16 protein-coding genes are annotated in these 16,923 nt (G+C 45.4%); 6 read left to right on the top strand and 10 right to left on the bottom strand.

What is annotated here, in order from left to right:
* Positions 1 to 19: 19 nt before the first annotated feature.
* Both D3H65_RS21620 and dusB read right to left on the bottom strand, forming a co-directional pair.
* Positions 20 to 982: a M28 family peptidase gene (locus D3H65_RS21620; protein ID WP_162915760.1), complete on the bottom strand. Its 963-nt coding sequence runs from the start codon at positions 980 to 982 to the stop codon at positions 20 to 22.
* An 87-nt stretch (positions 983 to 1,069) separates the two neighbouring features.
* Positions 1,070 to 2,110, bottom strand: coding sequence for a tRNA dihydrouridine synthase DusB (gene dusB, locus D3H65_RS21615; protein WP_119052311.1), 1,041 nt, complete (start codon positions 2,108 to 2,110; stop codon positions 1,070 to 1,072).
* Positions 2,111 to 2,182: 72 nt separating this feature from the next.
* On the opposite strand from dusB, the gene D3H65_RS21610 reads away from it, so the two are divergent.
* Genes D3H65_RS21610 through D3H65_RS21600 form a run of 3 tightly spaced genes read left to right on the top strand, consistent with a single transcriptional unit; the run spans position 2,183 to position 4,675 of the window.
* The gene (locus D3H65_RS21610; protein WP_119052310.1) at positions 2,183 to 3,070 is read left to right on the top strand and encodes a type II CAAX endopeptidase family protein; all 888 of its coding nucleotides are present in this window, start codon (positions 2,183 to 2,185) and stop codon (positions 3,068 to 3,070) included.
* Between the two features lie 14 nt (positions 3,071 to 3,084).
* Positions 3,085 to 3,960, top strand: coding sequence for a phosphatidate cytidylyltransferase (locus tag D3H65_RS21605; protein WP_119052309.1), 876 nt, complete (start codon positions 3,085 to 3,087; stop codon positions 3,958 to 3,960).
* A 58-nt stretch (positions 3,961 to 4,018) separates the two neighbouring features.
* On the top strand, positions 4,019 to 4,675 hold the full coding sequence (locus tag D3H65_RS21600; RefSeq protein ID WP_119052308.1) for a phosphatidylserine decarboxylase family protein: 657 nt from the start codon (positions 4,019 to 4,021) through the stop codon (positions 4,673 to 4,675).
* A gap of 41 nt (positions 4,676 to 4,716) precedes the next feature.
* Here D3H65_RS21600 and D3H65_RS21595 read toward each other — a convergent pair whose 3' ends face one another.
* A complete protein-coding gene (locus D3H65_RS21595) occupies positions 4,717 to 5,412 on the bottom strand; it encodes a YjjG family noncanonical pyrimidine nucleotidase (RefSeq protein WP_119052307.1) in 696 nt (231 codons plus the stop codon).
* Between the two features lie 59 nt (positions 5,413 to 5,471).
* Between D3H65_RS21595 and D3H65_RS21590 the strand changes: the two genes are divergently transcribed.
* Together D3H65_RS21590 and D3H65_RS21585 are read left to right on the top strand one after the other, a co-directional pair.
* Positions 5,472 to 6,173, top strand: a complete 702-nt coding sequence (locus D3H65_RS21590) for an SDR family NAD(P)-dependent oxidoreductase (protein WP_119052306.1) — start codon at positions 5,472 to 5,474, stop codon at positions 6,171 to 6,173.
* A 56-nt stretch (positions 6,174 to 6,229) separates the two neighbouring features.
* The gene (locus D3H65_RS21585; RefSeq protein WP_162915759.1) at positions 6,230 to 8,065 is read left to right on the top strand and encodes a BatD family protein; all 1,836 of its coding nucleotides are present in this window, start codon (positions 6,230 to 6,232) and stop codon (positions 8,063 to 8,065) included.
* 2 nt (positions 8,066 to 8,067) lie between these two features.
* Here the strand turns inward: D3H65_RS21585 and D3H65_RS21580 are convergent, their stop codons facing one another.
* The 5 genes from D3H65_RS21580 to D3H65_RS21560 form a co-directional block, all read right to left on the bottom strand.
* Positions 8,068 to 8,769, bottom strand: coding sequence for a response regulator transcription factor (locus D3H65_RS21580; protein ID WP_119052304.1), 702 nt, complete (start codon positions 8,767 to 8,769; stop codon positions 8,068 to 8,070).
* 9 nt (positions 8,770 to 8,778) lie between these two features.
* The gene (locus D3H65_RS21575; protein ID WP_119052303.1) at positions 8,779 to 9,753 is read right to left on the bottom strand and encodes a sensor histidine kinase; all 975 of its coding nucleotides are present in this window, start codon (positions 9,751 to 9,753) and stop codon (positions 8,779 to 8,781) included.
* Between the two features lie 3 nt (positions 9,754 to 9,756).
* Positions 9,757 to 10,251 carry a gliding motility lipoprotein GldH gene (locus D3H65_RS21570; RefSeq protein ID WP_119052302.1) on the bottom strand — a complete coding sequence of 165 codons (495 nt, stop codon included), beginning with the start codon at positions 10,249 to 10,251 and terminating at the stop codon, positions 9,757 to 9,759.
* Between the two features lie 153 nt (positions 10,252 to 10,404).
* On the bottom strand, positions 10,405 to 11,280 hold the full coding sequence (locus D3H65_RS21565) for a YicC/YloC family endoribonuclease (RefSeq protein WP_119052301.1): 876 nt from the start codon (positions 11,278 to 11,280) through the stop codon (positions 10,405 to 10,407).
* A gap of 53 nt (positions 11,281 to 11,333) precedes the next feature.
* Positions 11,334 to 11,918 carry a pseudouridine synthase gene (locus D3H65_RS21560; protein ID WP_119052300.1) on the bottom strand — a complete coding sequence of 195 codons (585 nt, stop codon included), beginning with the start codon at positions 11,916 to 11,918 and terminating at the stop codon, positions 11,334 to 11,336.
* Positions 11,919 to 12,158: 240 nt separating this feature from the next.
* Here D3H65_RS21560 and D3H65_RS21555 point away from each other — a divergent pair, with 240 nt between their 5' ends.
* Entirely contained in the window at positions 12,159 to 13,106 is a 948-nt protein-coding gene (locus tag D3H65_RS21555; protein WP_119052299.1) for a UDP-3-O-(3-hydroxymyristoyl)glucosamine N-acyltransferase, read from the top strand.
* A gap of 12 nt (positions 13,107 to 13,118) precedes the next feature.
* On the opposite strand, the gene D3H65_RS21550 is transcribed toward D3H65_RS21555, so the two are convergent.
* Both D3H65_RS21550 and D3H65_RS21545 read right to left on the bottom strand, forming a co-directional pair.
* Positions 13,119 to 13,862, bottom strand: coding sequence for a LytR/AlgR family response regulator transcription factor (locus D3H65_RS21550; RefSeq protein WP_119052298.1), 744 nt, complete (start codon positions 13,860 to 13,862; stop codon positions 13,119 to 13,121).
* Between the two features lies 1 nt (position 13,863).
* Positions 13,864 to 16,698 (bottom strand): sensor histidine kinase, encoded by a 2,835-nt coding sequence (locus D3H65_RS21545; protein ID WP_245999557.1) that lies wholly within the window; start codon positions 16,696 to 16,698, stop codon positions 13,864 to 13,866.
* Positions 16,699 to 16,923 lie beyond the last annotated feature (225 nt).

Raw genomic sequence — 16,923 nt, 5'->3', positions numbered from 1 at the left:
CTTCCTGTCTTTCCGACTTTTATTGCAGTTTCTCCTGTCTGTCCAATACCACAATCGTCTCCCTGATCATATTACATACCCGGAAGTAAAAACCCTTGTCTACTTTATCAAAAGTATCTGTAGGCTTATGATAATCCGGGTGATCCTCTACACCAAAATACAGATAGGGAATTTTGGCTTTATGGAAAGGGTAGTGATCAGATTGATTTGTCCAGTCATTATGCCCCTCTGATGGATTATCATGTCCAAAAGAAACCGTTACACTCGTGAGTGGTTTAATGCTGTCCACGTATTTTTTCAGGAAAGGGTAATGCCAGGTGCCGCTGGCATAGATCTCATTTTTATCATTGCGGCTTACCATGTCCATGTTAACATTCAGCAGCACCTTAGTGCTGTCTACCGGCAGGTGACCAACAAAATAGCGGGAGCCTACCAGTCCCTTTTCTTCTGCATCAAAGGAGGTGAAAATAAAGGAGTGCTTCGGCGGGTGGTGTTTGAAATAGCGGGCCAGCGCCAGCAGGCAGGCCGAACCAGAGGCGTTGTCGTCGGCACCAAAGTAGATCTTGTCACCTTTTGTGCCGAGGTGGTCGTAATGGGCAGATATTACATAATATTTATCAGGATAAGTAGTGCCGGGAATGATGCCGATGATGTTTTTCCCGGTTATGGGGGTTGACCTATTCCCCAAAGGAAATGACTGGAACCGTCCGCTATCAAACTGTTTTAGTTGCAGTGAATCAAAACGTCTGGTTATATATGCCTGGGCCAGTGCATTGCCCGGCGTACCAGTCTCGCGGCCTCCCAAGGCTTCGGAGGATAAATAGGCCAGGTCGTTGATAAGAGAAGCGCTGTCTAGTCCTGCCGCTACGGTGAGCGTTTTCTTACCGGTATCCGGATTTTTGCTGGCTTTGTTCTTACAGGCAACCACCATTACCAGGATAGCACCTGAATAGATAACTGTTTTGAAACAACGCAGTACCATGATCATGAATTTGACTAAAGTTAAGATGGGAAGCTCAAACTAAGTGGGAATATCTGATGGCTGGTTACGGTGTGCCTGCGTAGGCTCTTAATAAGCGCATTCCTCCAGCTGGTCCGAAGAAAAGCTGGCCATTGGGCGCTCAGGTACCATGCCGGCAAAAGCAATTTTTACTTCTTCCAGGATGCCTTCTACTTCATCTTTTGTTTTTACCGTTACCAGCCTGGTGCGGTAATCCTTAATATGTGGCAGCCCTTTGAGGTAATTAGTATAGTGGCGGCGCATTTCGAAGATGCCTACAATATCGCCCTTCCACTCAATTGATTTACGCAGGTGTGTACGGCATACCTCCACGCGCTCTTCGATGGAAGGCAGGGGGAGTATTTCACCGGTTTGGAAAAAATGCTTTATTTCCCGGAATATCCAGGGATAGCCTATGGCGGCGCGGCCGATCATAATGCCGTCTATGCCATACTTGTTTTTATAAGCCAGTGCTTTTTGAGGCGAATCAATATCTCCATTCCCAAAGATGGGGATCTGGATACGGGGATTGTTTTTGATCTTTCCGATCAATGTCCAGTCAGCCTCTCCTTTATATAACTGTGCCCGCGTGCGGCCATGGATGGTGAGGGCCTTAATACCCACGTCCTGCAGCCTTTCTGCTACCTCTTCAATATTTTTGGTGTTATCATCCCAGCCAAGGCGGGTTTTAACAGTTACCGGCAGGCTGGTAGATTTAACTACGGCACTCGTCAGCCGCACCATCAGGTCTACATCTTTCAATACCCCGGCCCCGGCTCCTTTGCATACCACTTTCTTTACGGGGCAGCCATAGTTGATATCCACCAGGTCGGGCTGAACAGTATCGACGATCCGGGCGCTCATGGCCATGGCTTCCTCATCACCACCAAAGATCTGTATGCCAAAGGGGCGTTCAAATTCGGAGAAGTCGAGCTTTTGCCTGCTTTTAATGGCGTCGCGGATCAGGCCTTCACTGGAAATAAACTCACTGTACATGAGGTCGGCACCATTCTGCTTGCACACGTACCGGAATGGCGGGTCACTTACATCTTCCATGGGTGCAAGAAGTAACGGAAAATCAGGAAGTGATATGTTACCAATAGAAGGCATAATAAAAGTGCATATCTTGTGGCTCCCGGAGCGGCGGCAAATTTACATACTAATATTCGTTTATACCAGTTTATGATCGGTCATTTACGCATAAAATCACCCTGGCGGCAACTAGCTATCCTGTTGGCCTTTCCCTTGGTATTGATCCTGGCAGGCGCTTTAATGCCTACGGAGTCAGCACCGGTAAATCTGACTGATCCTCAGGTTGTTAACGGATTAAAATGGGCGCAGGCTATTTCCTCGATCATCCTGTTCGTATTGCCCACCTTTCTGTTTGCAGTCTTCACCTTTACTGGTAAATACACTTATTTCCTTGGATTTAAGAAGGCCGAGCATACCAATATGTACATTTTGGCAGCTCTTTGTATCCTGATGGCGTTCCCGTTTGTGTTCTGGCTGGGGCAGCTTAATCAGCGGATCCACCTGCCTTCATCAATAGTTGAACTGGAAAATAAAGCGTCCGGGCAAATGGAAGCTTTCTTTAAATCGAATAAACCAGTCGATGTTTTTGTGAATGTGATCATTATCGGATTATTGCCTGCCTTTTGTGAAGAATTGTTCTTCCGGGGGGCTTTACAGCGCATCCTGATACAGATCACACGCAATTCCTGGGTTGGTATTATACTTACCGGGTTTCTTTTTTCTGCCTTGCACCTGCAATTCCAGGGCTTTTTCCCCCGCATGTTCCTGGGTGTAGTACTGGGCGCGCTGTATTGGTACAGCGGTAGCCTGTGGACCTGTATCGTGGCGCACTTTGTAAATAATGCTGTACAGGTCATTGCTGTATCCTTCGCCCCCAAATACATCAATACCAATCCCGATACGCCATTACTGGCCTCCATTATCAGCGGTGTAGCTGTGTGGGCTATCCTGTGGTATTACCGTCGTCAGTCTTCCATCACTTATTCCAAAGTGTACCGTATTGACGAACTTACCCCTACCAACCAATTCATTGCATAATCATCTTCCAGCTCATGGCACTTAACCTGGCAACCTTAAAAACGAGATCACTTACTGCCGTCATTTTTGTGGTAGTCATGCTGGGTGGTTTATTATGGAGCCACTGGTCCTTTTTTTGGCTCTTTACGATCATTCATTTTGGCTGCTGGAGTGAATACCAAAAACTCATTGGCAAAATAGACCCGGAGTATACGACCATTACCCCTTTTCATAAGTACAGTGTACGGATAGCCGGCTGGTGCATCATGCTCTACTTTACCAACAATGCCTTTAACATCGGCGATTTTTCATTACATGCCGTAGGCTGGTGGGTAGGCCTTATCTGTGTATTTATGCTGCCCATCATCGAACTATTATTTGCAGGCAATATCCGGCTAAAGAATATATGGCTTTCTGCATTGGGGCTCCTGTACATATCATTAAGCTGGGGGCTCATGATAGACCTGAGGGCTTATGGGATCGTTGAAATGGGACCTGGGCACCTGGATGAAGGATACATTCTTCCCTGCGGCCTTATCTTTTCCATCTGGATCAATGATACCATGGCGTATATAGTAGGCTCACTCATTGGTAAAACTCCTTTTTCTGCCATCTCACCTAAAAAGACATGGGAAGGTACCATCGGAGGGGCCATCCTTTGTGTAGTGGTAATTGCGCTGCTGGGTTGGTGGATGGATATCTTTCGTGTTGTTGACTGGATAGCCATTGCTGCCATTGCTGCCATCGCTGGCACAGCCGGTGACCTGCTGGAAAGCAAGCTCAAGCGCATGGCCAATGTAAAAGACAGCGGAACGCTGATGCCCGGACATGGCGGTTTTCTGGACCGGTTCGATTCCCTGTTGATCGCTACACCCTTTGTTTGGCTCTATGTCAACATTTTTATGAAATAAACTCCGGCCAACCCTATAATTCCTAATTACTTACATTTGCAATCTTAACTCATTCTAAATGACCATTCACAAGGAAGGATACAAAAGCATTGTCATCACCGCCATCATTTTTGCAGTCATCAACCTGCTGTCTTTTTATTTTATCAGTTATAGCCTCCCCTGGCTTAGCTGGCTCATCTTTGTGGTAACCCTTGGATTGTTGTTGTTTATCATTTCCTTTTTCCGGGTGCCCAATCGCCAGCTTACCAAAGGCGATAACCTGGTGATCTGTCCGGCCGATGGCAAAGTAGTAGTGATCGAAGAAGTATTTGACGAAGAATATTTTAAAGATAAAAGACTGCAGATATCCGTTTTCATGAGCCCTGCCAATGTGCACCAAAACCGCAACCCGATCTCCGGAGAAGTGGTGTACAACCAATACCATAAAGGGAAATACCTGGTAGCCTGGCATCCCAAATCTTCTACCGAAAATGAACGCCATTCTATCGTGATCCGCAGTGCAAAAGGGGAAATCCTGGTAAAACAGATTGCCGGCGCGCTGGCCAAACGGATCATTAATTACCTCACCGTAGGACAAAAAGTAGAACAAAGTGCCGAGTACGGGTTCATCAAGTTTGGTAGTCGGGTAGATCTGTTACTGCCTGTAGGTACCAAAGTAAATGTACAGTTGAATGAAGTGGTAAAGGGAGGTGTAACCGTATTGGCAACCTTATAGTTGTTTCGGGTGCTCACGTTTTACCTTTCACGTCTCACTGGTTAAAAGATTGTCTCCAGCTCCTGTAAAGAATATACCGTATAGGTAGGCTTTACTTCAGCATCCGCATTGAGGTGATTCACAAATACCTGGTCTATGCCGGCATTGATTGCCCCCTGGATATCGGCCTCAATGCTATCGCCCAGCATAATGCTGTGCTGAGGCAAAGCGCGTGCCCGCTGAAAAGCATAATCAAATATCTCTTTGTGCGGCTTTAGGCTATTGCTACCTTCAGAAGTGATCACTTCGATGAAATATTGATCGATCCCACTGTTCTTTAATTTGCTATGCTGTGTTTTCTCAAAGCCGTTTGTAATGAGGTGCAGGCTGTACCCCTTGCCTTTAAGATACTCCAGTATCTCAATGGTATAGGGGAAAAGCAGGTTGCGGGAAGGCAGGAGGTCAAGAAAACGCTCACCCATCTGGCGGGCCAGCTTTTCATCACCAATTTTAAAATCCAGTAAAGTAAGCCACATCCGTTTCCAACGCAGTTCATCTACCTTAATATAGCCATTGCGGTAACGGGCCCATAATTTATCGTTGTGTACCAGGTAGTTCTTATGGAAAAGGTCAAAATCATTGATCCCTCTTGTATGCAAAGCCATTTCTTCATAGATATCTGCCAATGTTTTACGGCTATTGGCTTCAAAATCCCACAGGGTATGATCAAGATCAAAGAAGAGATGCTGGTATTTCATGCCGCAAAAATAAGAAGTCTGACTGCCAACTTCTAACTTCGTAACCCTAATTTCATGTTATGAACGTTGTTATTACCGGCGCTTCGAAAGGATTTGGCAGATCAATGGCTGAACAGTTTGCTTCTCAGGGGCACAATCTTTTTATCTGCTCACGCAGTGAAACGGCCTTGTACAAAACCGTAGAAGATCTGTTGCGGTATTATCCCGAAGTGCAGGTAAAAGCCAACGCATTTGACCTTTCCGTTAAAGAACAGGCCAAGGCTTTCGGCAACTGGGTGCTGGGTTTTGGAGTGCCTGTTGATGTGTTGATCAACAATGCTGGTTTATTTGATCCCGGCAGTGTACACGATGAGCCGGAAGGGACGCTGGAACATATGCTGGATGTCAACCTGTTCAGCGCTTATCACCTGAGCCGTGTCCTGATCCCTCAAATGATAAAGCAAAAAAGCGGACATATATTCAACATGTGTTCTATCGCTTCTTTACATGCTTATAACAATGGAGGTGCTTACAGTATCAGCAAATACGCACTGGCTGGTTTCTCCCGCAACCTCCGCGAGGAAATGAAACCCCATGGTATCAAAGTGACTGCCATTTACCCTGGCGCCGCCTACACCGATTCCTGGGCCGGCAGTGGCGTAGATCCCAAACGGATCATGGAAGCCAGGGATATTGCCACCATGGTGTACGCAGCATCACAACTTTCGCCCCAGGCCTGTGTGGAAGACATCATCATGCGCCCACAATTGGGTGATTTATAGCCATCACTGCCGTTCATCCTTTAACTGACATTTAACGTAAACAAATCCGGGAAGGCTTGGCAGCAAAATTTATATTTGTCTACCGGCCAGCTACCGGAGTAAAACGTTATATTATTAAAGGAAAATTACATACTTTACTTTTAGGGGTATGCCTGTTGGGTTTGCAGTGGGCAAATGCGCAGGTGAAATTCTATACCCAGGTCAATGAATCTACTATTCAGTTTCCCCAAACGTTCCAGGTTCAGTATGTAATTGAAGGCTCCCGCAGCGTACAGAATTTTAAAATCCCGGAATTTGCCGATTTCCGCGTGGAAGGAACCTTTGATTATCAGAACACTACCAGCATCCAGGCCCAAACCAGGCAGTTACTCGAATCTTATACCAAGATCGTTATTCTTTCTCCCCGGCGAAGTGGCCGTTTTACCATACCAGGGGCCATAGCCGTTGTGGATGGCAAAAAACTACGCTCTGCCCCGGTGAAGGTCCTTGTACAACGTACCGGATTATCATCTGTAAATACTGGTAATGAGGAAGTTGATATAGAGTCTGCCACAGAACTACAGCCCGGGGAAGATGTTACCGAAGAGATACATAAGAACTTCTTTTTACGGACCGAGGTCAATAAGACAAGCTGCTATGTAGGGGAACCGATTATGGCAGTATACAAAGCTTATTCAAGGTTAAGTACCACCGCACAGGTTGTGAAACGGCCATCCCTCAATGGGTTCAGCGTCATCGAAATGGTGGATGGTTATGATAATAAGCAGGAAGTAGAAGTGTATAAAGGCAATGCCTATTATGTGAACATCATTCGTAAGGTACAACTGATCCCTTTGCAGGAAGGCAATTTCACCCTCGACCCTGCCGAAGTAGAAGGCCTGATCCATTTCCGGAAAAAAGATGTTGCATCCGGAAGCTGGGTGCCAGCAGATTACCCTGTTTCCGTGCGTTCACAACCCGTAGAGCTCGATATTAAATCACTGCCTCCGGCCAATCAGCCCAATCATTTTGCAGGGGCAGTGGGCAATTTCAATATTGCTGTTCACGCACCTACTACCACCATCCGCCAGGGCGATCTGGTCAAGATCAAGGTAATAGTTTCCGGCACTGGCAACCTTACCCTGCTCACCGCACCGGTGGTGAAATGGCCCAGGGGTGTCGATACAGCAGATCCTGCAGTAAAAGAAGATGTAAACAAATATGTCTATCCGCTCAGCGGAAGCAAGGAATTTGAATACTCCTTTGCAGCGCCCGATACCGGCAATTGTACTATACCTGCTGTTGAATTCCCTTATTACGATCCCGACCGGAAAGAGTATAAAACAGCCATGAGTGAGCCGGTCACCATGCACATTATAGCGGCTGTGAGCAAGGCCGAAACAGCCGAACGAAATGCTGTGCTTGTACAGGGTAACCAAACAGGTATCCCCAGGCATATGTATTTCTTTGCTGCTATTGTGTTGGGCATTGCAGGATGGGTATTCTACCAATCCTGGCAATTAAGAAAAGCCAAACAGCTGGCAAAACAAGCTCCGCCTAAAGAGGAGATTGCTCTTCCTCCCGTGCAGCCGGAGATCAATGCCGACGAATGGCTGGTCATAGCGCGGGAAGCACTGCAGCAAAGCGATAAAAAACTGTTCTGCCAGGAAATACAAAAGGCATTGTGGAAAATGATAGCTCAAAAATGCCAGGTCTCTCCTTCAGCATTGAACAAACAAAACATCGCTGGCGCCCTGACGGCCCAGGCTGTGCCGGCAGATACCATTCAAAGCCTGGTTTCTATATTAAACGAGTGTGAATGGGCCTTGTATACGCCCGGGGAGCAGGTAGATGATATGAAGAGAATATTCTACGAGACAAGAACGCTCCTACAACAATTACAACAGGTATAAGGCTATTCCGTGTATTTATAGCCCACTCCCCTTACAGAGTGAAAATATTGGGGATTCCGGCTGTCCGCTTCAAAGTATTTCCGGAAATTAAGAATGAAATTATCGATAGTACGGGTAGTGGGATATACATTATAACCCCACACGGTTTGCAGGATCTTTTCCCGTGGTACTACCTCATTTTTATTTTCAATAAGCAATTTCAACAGCATGGCTTCCTTCTTGCTTAGCTGTATCCGCTCTCCAGCTTTGGTAGTAGCTTCCTGTGCTTTAAAATCCACCACATTGTTGCCGAAGCTATAGGTGTCGCCCACAGAATCCTTATCCAGCATCTTCTTGTTCTTGTTGATCAGTTTCTGTACACGCAGCAACAACTCTTCCAGGTTAAAAGGCTTGGTGAGGTAGTCGTCGGCTCCTTTTTTTAATCCCAGCACACGGTCCGAACTGGCATTCTTCGCGCTCAGGATGAGGATCGGCACTTCATTGTTTTGTACCCGGATGGTCTCTGTAACACTAATGCCATCCAGTTCGGGCAACATTACATCCAGTATAAGCAGGTCAAAATATTCATCCTGTACCTTTTGCAGCGCCTCACTACCTGTAAAGGCAGAGGTAACTTCATACCCTTCCAACTCCAGGTTCAGCTTTAATGCTTCATGGAGGTTTTCTTCATCTTCTACCAATAATATGGAGGGCCTTGTACTCATAGTGTGTATTTACTTAGTAAAACTAACGCTAAAGTTACAGCCCGTAGGTAGATTATCCACTACCCGGATACTTGCTTTGTGATCTTTTGCAATCTTATGACATAGGTACAATCCCAGGCCCGTTCCTTTTGCTGTACGTGTGTTTTCATTGCCAATGCGGTAGAACTTTTCAAATACTTTGCCCTTCTCCTCATCCGGGATGCCAGGCCCCTGGTCAATGATCTCCATGACCACCAGCTTTCCGGCCTGGTGCAACTTGCATTGAATGGTGCCTTCTTTAGGCGAGTATTTAACCGCGTTCTCCAGTAGATTATTCACCAATATTTGAAGCAGGAGCGGGTCGCCCATGATATCGATCTCCGGAAGGATCTCAGATTGCCACTGCCTTTCGGGAAAACGATTCCTGAAGTCTTGAAAACAAGACTTTACCAGTTCAGAAAGATCAAGCTCTTCATCCGATATCCGGTACCGCCCTCCTTCCAGTTGGGCCGATACCAGTATATTATTGACCAATGTGTTGAGCCGGTTCACCTCCTGCACGGTCATATGCAGCAACTTCTGCCGTTTGTTTTCTTCCAGTGAATGCTTCTGAAGCGTTTCCAGGTTCAGCTTGGCAACCGCAATAGGTGTTTTTAGCTCATGGGTCACCGTCATCATGAAGTTTTGCTGCTGGTTCTGGAAATTCAGCTGGCGGCGGAAGGCCCTGTATACAAATAGAGCGCCAACCAGCGTTAATGCCAGGAACGTAATCCCTTCTCCTATATATTGGGCTGTCTTCCGTTTCTTTTCTTCATTGATCTGGTCATACCGGGCCTGGTAACCCGGGTCATCCAGCATCAGTTCATTAAGTTTATAACTGGTCATTTGCCGGTTCTGGTTTTCCAGGGCAATAAACCACCAGATCAGGGCAGCTATAATATAGAATAGGAGGAACCAATAAATGGTACTAATGAAGTAAACCCTCTTTTTGGCGGCAGCTTCCATGTATTATTTCACTTTCTCTACCCGTATGCCCACATTCATGACATGTTCCAGCGGATCTTCCCGCATAATATTGGTGAGGCGGAAACGGTATAAACCCTTTTTCAAGAGCTGAGGCCTTTGCGCAGGCGTAATAAGGATGCGGTGTTCGAAAATATCATCCATGCCCGTACCCAGCCAGCCTTTACTATCAGTGGCCAGTTGCAGCTCCAGGGATTTGCTGACAGCAACAGAATCGCCGGGCGCCTGCATACCTATATTAACCCAGATGTTCTTATAACGATAAGCATCCGTGTGCCGGACCACCAGGTACATGTCGTAAAGGCTCGTGGTGTCTTTAATCTCAAAGGTGATCTCGGGCTTAAATTGACTGCTCCAGGCATGGTTGGGGATAGCTACATTCTTTTCAAAAACATCTACGGTAGTGCAGGATGCAATAACGAGGAAAGAGGAAATAAGGAGGGTAAAGGGCAGAATATGAAACTGGCGGTTCCTTTTCAATGGGAAATATTTTTACAAATATAAGCATCAGCCTAAAAGACGCAAGTGGAAGGCTAGTGGTTAATGGTGAGTAGCGAGTGGGCTGAAATCCGGCGAATACACTATCGGCTGTATTACCCCACTAACCACTGGCTACTCGCCACTAGCACTGTTTTATAATACATTAAGCACCTGCTCCTTGGCTTTTTCCATTTCGTCCTTCATCAGCACCACACATTTCTGGATGCTGGAATCATAGGCTTTGGCGCCTGTAGTATTGATCTCCCGGCCGATCTCCTGCAGGATAAAGGATAGTTTCTTTCCCTTGTTTTCATCTGGCTCTCCCAGGATCGATACAAAATAGTCGCAATGATTTTTAAGACGCACCTGTTCTTCCGTAAGATCTATCTTTTCGATGTAATAGATCAGTTCCTGCTCCAGGCGGTTGGGGTCATAGCTCTCTTTGCCTACATTATCCTCCAATACCTTCACCAGTCCCTCCCTTATCTTTTGTTTGCGCAAAGGCTCCAGTAATATTACCTCCTCCTGTTGCTTGCGGATATTGCTGATCCTTAACAGCAGTTCATCCTGTAATACTTTACCTTCTTCCTGGCGATGGGTGTTCAGGTTGTGAATGGCATTCTCAATTACTTTCTCAAATGACTGCCATTCATCGGGGGTTAATGTTTCACCTGTAGGTGTTATGACTTCGGGCAATTTAATAAGGGTACTTAAAATATGAGCCGGGTCCAGATCAAGTGCCTTGGATAATTCTGCAATGGGTTTATAATATGCTTTTGCAAGGTCTGTATTGATACTTACTGGTTTGGCAGCACCGCTTTCTTTAAGACTGATCGTACAGTCTACCGTTCCCCGTCCCAGTTTTTTGGATAAGATGGTTCGGATATCAAATTCAAAAGGTTTCAGAAATGCAGGCATTTTCAACGACAGCTCAAACTGCTTCCCGTTCAATGATTTTATATCTACCAGGAACGTTTTATCGCCCACGGTTTGCTCTGCTCTTCCAAAACCGGTCATAGATTTCAGCATATTATGGATTTTACAGCAAGGTAAGGAATTAGTTTATAGTTGTTAGTGAGCTTTTAAGAGAATAAGGAGCCATATACCACAGAATGGCTCAACTCCCGCATGTCGCCAGGCATCATTCCATCCAGCTTAAGCCGTTCTATCCGGTAGCGGATCAGGCGAAGGGTAGGAAACCCGACCTGAGCCGTCATTTTCCTTACCTGCCGGTTTTTACCTTCCGTAAGCAGAAGCTTTAGCCAGCTGTCAGGAACATTTTTACGATAACGGATAGGAGGGTTACGTACCGGCACAGCCGGGGGTGTTTCAAAGATCATGGCTTTACAGGGTTTCGTTCGGTAAGGTTTGCCATCAACCGATATGATTACTCCCGACTCCAGGTTCTTTTTTGCCGGTTCGTCAATAATCCCTTCTACCTGTACCCAATATTCCCGTTCGTGTGCATAGCGTGGATCCAGTAACTGGTGGTTGAGTTGTTTATTATTGGTAAGTAGCAACAATCCCTCACTGTCAAAGTCCAGCCTGCCTACAGGGTATACATCAGCGGGAACAGTGAAATGATCTTTCAATGATCGCTTGCCGCCTTCCGACGTGAATTGTGAGAGTACCTGGAATGGTTTATAGATGATGAAATAACGAGACATAGTAAAAGAAAAATCTCCCGGTGAACCGGGAGATTTATTATGTGGATGGGTTAGTAAGTACCGGGAAATAAATTTCCCTACACAATATTAAAAATAATTTTTTCTATCTGGAAAAAAAATCTAATAAATTTTATTCACATTTTTTTTAATGCTGTGGAAATCCCAGCCCCTAAGTAACCTTAATCGCTCATTTGTGTAGCATTCATTGTTTGCATGTTACCTTTGCGCAAACAATAAACTATGAAGTTTCCCTCTCCGATAGCTGTACAGGAAGTTGCTCAATTGATAGGCGCCAAACTGGTAGGTAATGTAAACGGGCTGGTAACCGGTATTAACGAAATACATAAGGTCGAACCCGGCGACCTGGTATTTGTGGACCATCCCAAGTATTACGACAAGTGCATCCAATCTGCCGCCACCTTTATCATCATCAATAAAGAAACCAGCTTCCCCGAAGAAAAGGCCCTCCTCATAGTAGATCAACCTTTTGAAGCTTACCAAACTATCGTTCGCCGCTTCCGCCCCTTTGAACCGGCTGCTAAGATGATCAGCGACTCTGCCGTGATAGGAGAGGGCACCTGGATCGCTCCCAATGTATTCATTGGTAACCATGTCACCATTGGAAAGAACTGCCGGCTATTCCCCAATGTTACCATATTGGATCATTGCATGATAGGTGATAACGTAGTCATACAGGCCGGAACGGTGATCGGGTCCGATGCTTTCTATTACAATACCAAAAAAGACCGTGAGGTATGGTATAAGCGCATGGAAAGTGGCGGCCGGGTAGTTATTGAAGACGATGTAGAGATTGGCGCCGGCTGTACCATCGACCGTGGCGTAAGTCACGATACTTTGATTGGCAGGGGTACTAAAATGGACAACCTCATCCAGGTCGGTCATGATACCGTGATTGGCAAAAACTGCCTGTTTGCTTCCCAGGTAGGTATTGCAGGAGCTACTACCATTGAAGATGGAGTAGTATTATGGGGCCAGGTAGGTGTTTCCAAAACACTCACCATTGGCGCCAATGCGGTGGTGATGGCCCAAAGTGGCGTTCCCTTTTCCCTGGAAGGAGGAAAAATGTACTTCGGTTCCCCTGTCGAGGATGCCGTTACTAAAAAGCGGGAGCTTATTTGGATCAAACGTATACCGGAAATTTGGGAGAAGTTAAAAGCCCTCAAATAAAGAAACCGTCCGTTAACTAAATTTGGCAAGGAACTCATCCCTTTTCCGGATAGACACTTCAATGGTCGTTCCATCCTCCATTTCAATATAGCCACCCCTGCCCCGGTGGTATTTCTTAACAAAATAATGGTTGATGATATGTGAGTGGTGAATACGGGAAAACTGTTCCTTGCTAAGTATATCTTCAAACTCCTTCAGCGTCTTCGATATCGTTACCGTTGACCCATTCTTAAAGTGGATGACCGTATAATTGCTCTTAGCCTCCAGCCGGATACAATCCTCTGTATTTACAAATACCAATCCGTCCAGCGTCGGCAACGCCAGCCGCTGAAAGGAGCTTTTGGGTGTATACAGATTATAAAAGAGCGTATCGATCCGTTTATGAATGTTTTTGGTATCCAGCCGGTGGGCCGCTTTTTGTACAGCAGCCTGTAAGTCCCTGATATTGACAGGCTTTAATAAATAGTCCAATGCCGAATACTTGATAGCATTAATAGCATAGTTGTCAAATGCAGTTACAAAGACAACCTCGAAGGTAATGGGGGATATACTATTCAGCAGATCGAAGGCATTTCCATAAGGCATTTCAATATCCAGGAATACCAGGTCGGGCTGGGTAGCAGCAATCACTTCCTCACCTGCTTTGGCACTATCGGCTGTACCTGCTATTTCAACGATGGGGCAATACCTCAATAGCAATTGCTGTAAAGTTGTAATATTATTGGGTTCATCGTCAATAAGAACAGTTCTGATCATATTAACTGAGTTTAGATAGCATTTTATAGGGAAAATAGATTTCGACCCTCGTGCCGGTTGGCCGTTGCTCCTGATCCGTCTTGTCAATTATTTCAATGACAACCGGTTCCCCATATTGCCGGTTTAAGGCTTTTACCCTTGCTGCCGCCAGTGTCATTCCCTTTGATTGATATTCCACATGCAGGTGCGACCGGAATTGTCGGGCACTCTCCCTGCCGATGCCGTTATCTTCCACTATACATAAAAGCTGGTCTCCCGATTGCTGGAATTTTATTTCCAACACTCCCTGCCCATTCCTTTTATGCCGGATCCCATGGCGGATACTGTTTTCTACATAAGGTTGTAATAGCATGCTTGGGAGACAGGTATTCACCTGATCAATTTGCACATCTGTTTCTATCGTATACTCAAAAGAATGCCCAAACCGCATCTTTTCCAGTTCAATATAACGTGTGAGGTACCTGACCTCCTGGCCAATAGAGATAACCCCCTTTTCTGCACTGTCCATTGTTTGGCGGATCAGGTATGCAAACTCTGTGAGGTATTGGTTGGTCTTTTCCACATCATTGTTGATGATAAAGGCCTGGATAGAATTCAGGCAATTGAAAATAAAATGGGGGTTCATCTGTGACAGTAAAGCCAGCTGTTCCAGTTCATGGATCTTTTGCTGCAAACCAATCTTCTCCTTTTCCCTGCGCTGTACGATGCTGAAGCGCCATGCCACGAGGGTTGCAGTTAAGCCAATTGCAAAACCCACTACCAGTATTTTAAACCACCACGCTTGCCAGTAAGGCGTATCGATTAAGAAAGGGATGATCACCGGATTGCTTACAACCCCAAATTTGTTAATGGCCAATAGCTCCAATTGATAATTGCCCGAAGGCAGTGAAGGGTATTCCAATTGGTTTTGCCGGGTTGAATCCCAGCTATCCTTTAGTCCCTTTAACCGGTAGCGATACATGATATCCCCGCCCGATTTGAAGGAAATAGCTACAAACTCAATCCGGAGGTTATTATCATTATAACCCAACTCATAAGCAGGTTGCAGGCGTTTAGATAGACCCGATACCGATATGTCGAGAACCCGTAAATCGCAACGTGAATAATCAGATACCTGCTTTTCATCAAAAGTGGTGAGGCCGGCCGGCGATCCCACATATACCCTGCTACTGTCCACGTAAATCGCGTTGATAATATCCGAAGGGAGCCCGTCGGAAGTGGAATAACGATGAACAGGGTAGGTGGGCTTACTGATGTCCACCTTATTAATACCCTTGTCCGTGCCCACCCAAAGGTAGTTTTGATACACAAACAGGCTGCGGCATATATCACTGGAAATGCCTTGCCGGGTCGTTAAATGACCAATGATCCGGTTATCTTTCATCCCCACCACACCACCTCCATAGGTAGCTGTCCATAATATGCCATCAGCTGATCTGGCAAAACAGGCAGTACGGTAACGCAGGGATGGGAAGTCCTTGCCTAAAAAGCGTGAGGGGCCATCCTTTGATACAACATGCAATCCATCTACTGTTCCAACATAAAAACTATCGTTATAATAACTTACAGCCGTAGACCGGTATGGCCAGATCGTATCCAACACTTTCAGGTCTTTCTCCCGTACCCTGATCACGTTTCTGCCCGTACCTACCAATAATGTTTGAGCATCAATTTCATCAATGGATTTAATAGGAAAAACATAATTAACCAGGCTTCCTGAAGCGTTCTTTTGAAAAAGAAAAAGATCAAAACCCAATACCAGGTTCCCGGCGCTTGTTTTCTTTATACTTACCAATCTATTACTGGAAGTCTGATTTACAGAACCGGAAAATGCCTTGTAAAAATCGATTGAATCCACTTTAGAGCCTACGATTGAATACATCCTGTTAAAACCAGTGCCTGCCAACATTGCCTGTCCGTGCCTGGTAAGGGAAAATATCTCGGAAGTTTTGCTGTCTTTGAAGGAGTACGTTTTGAAATTACGGGATACTAATTTATATACACCTTCCCCACCTGTTCCAAACCATATATTTCGCTCATTATCGATCAGGGCACTGTTCACTTGTTTCTCTTTAAGGAAGATCTCCTCAAAATGATCAAAATGGAGCGTATCTACCATCCAGGCGCCATGATTTGTAAGCGCAAAATAGGTTTGTGTTTGTTTTTTTTCTGCATCAAAATGGATGTATGCATTAAGCGATTCTACAGGTAGTTTAATATATTTTATCTTATGGTCATAATCATGGAGCGTAACAAAGGCTTTAAGGGGAAGTGCCCCGGTTGACCAAAATTGCAGTTTACCATTGGCCAGTATAAATGTAGAGTCACTTGTTGATACAATAAGGCCGTCGCGATCAAAAAAATTGGGTTGTGCATAGCTGAAAAGCCGGCCATGGGCCCGAAGGTCAATAAACTTTCCGGGTCCCTTCCTGGTTTGAAGAAGATACGCATCATGGCCTACCGAACAAAGAAATATATTGTCCTCTTTATCGCCGGTGATATGTGTAATAACCGTATTCAGCTTTACTTTTTTGAGTAAAGAATCGTTGGCAGATGTATATATCTTCCCCTGGTAATAATAACATATCGTATTCTTAAATGGAGCGATCCAAACCCTTCCCTGGTGGTCTGCATACAATTTTAATATCTCAACTTCAGGCAAGCCATCGGCTGTCGTAAAATTTTTAAAACGGGTACCATCAAAACGGCTTAAACCGGCCTCCGTGGCAAACCAGATAAAACCGTCTTTGTCCTGGCACATATCATAGATCGTAGAACCTGCAAGGCCATCCCTTGTATTATAGTACACATAACTGTACTCCTGAGCTGACAACACAGGGGGTAAGAATAAACAACCCAATAAAAGAAGAAAAAGAATTTGTATGCTTCCAAAAGAAAGAACCCTCTTGATTGTAGCAGGTATATAGGTTACAATCAAAAAGCAGCGGTAAAGAGGATTAGGTCTGAGTTCAGCAGCCGGCATTAAGTTAACGCAAAATTTTGGTCAGATTAGGCTGGCTGAAGATAGATAAAAAACTTATTGCAGTGGTGAGTGGGTTCT

It is taken from the genome of Paraflavitalea soli, assembly GCF_003555545.1.
Classification (GTDB): domain Bacteria; phylum Bacteroidota; class Bacteroidia; order Chitinophagales; family Chitinophagaceae; genus Paraflavitalea; species Paraflavitalea soli.
Note: the sequence above shows the minus strand (reverse complement) of the source record. Positions and strands in the feature narration are given on the sequence as shown.

Bases quoted from the DNA above. Each gene is read 5' to 3' on its own strand.
- D3H65_RS21620 (WP_162915760.1), bottom strand. From the start codon at position 982: ATGGTACTGCGTTGTTTCAAAACAGTTATCTATTCAGGTGCTATCCTG.
- dusB (WP_119052311.1), bottom strand. From the start codon at position 2,110: ATGCCTTCTATTGGTAACATATCACTTCCTGATTTTCCGTTACTTCTT.
- D3H65_RS21610 (WP_119052310.1), top strand. From the start codon at position 2,183: ATGATCGGTCATTTACGCATAAAATCACCCTGGCGGCAACTAGCTATC.
- D3H65_RS21605 (WP_119052309.1), top strand. From the start codon at position 3,085: ATGGCACTTAACCTGGCAACCTTAAAAACGAGATCACTTACTGCCGTC.
- D3H65_RS21600 (WP_119052308.1), top strand. From the start codon at position 4,019: ATGACCATTCACAAGGAAGGATACAAAAGCATTGTCATCACCGCCATC.
- D3H65_RS21595 (WP_119052307.1), bottom strand. From the start codon at position 5,412: ATGAAATACCAGCATCTCTTCTTTGATCTTGATCATACCCTGTGGGAT.
- D3H65_RS21590 (WP_119052306.1), top strand. From the start codon at position 5,472: ATGAACGTTGTTATTACCGGCGCTTCGAAAGGATTTGGCAGATCAATG.
- D3H65_RS21580 (WP_119052304.1), bottom strand. From the start codon at position 8,769: ATGAGTACAAGGCCCTCCATATTATTGGTAGAAGATGAAGAAAACCTC.
- D3H65_RS21575 (WP_119052303.1), bottom strand. From the start codon at position 9,753: ATGGAAGCTGCCGCCAAAAAGAGGGTTTACTTCATTAGTACCATTTAT.
- D3H65_RS21565 (WP_119052301.1), bottom strand. From the start codon at position 11,280: ATGCTGAAATCTATGACCGGTTTTGGAAGAGCAGAGCAAACCGTGGGC.
- D3H65_RS21560 (WP_119052300.1), bottom strand. From the start codon at position 11,918: ATGTCTCGTTATTTCATCATCTATAAACCATTCCAGGTACTCTCACAA.
- D3H65_RS21555 (WP_119052299.1), top strand. From the start codon at position 12,159: ATGAAGTTTCCCTCTCCGATAGCTGTACAGGAAGTTGCTCAATTGATA.
- D3H65_RS21550 (WP_119052298.1), bottom strand. From the start codon at position 13,862: ATGATCAGAACTGTTCTTATTGACGATGAACCCAATAATATTACAACT.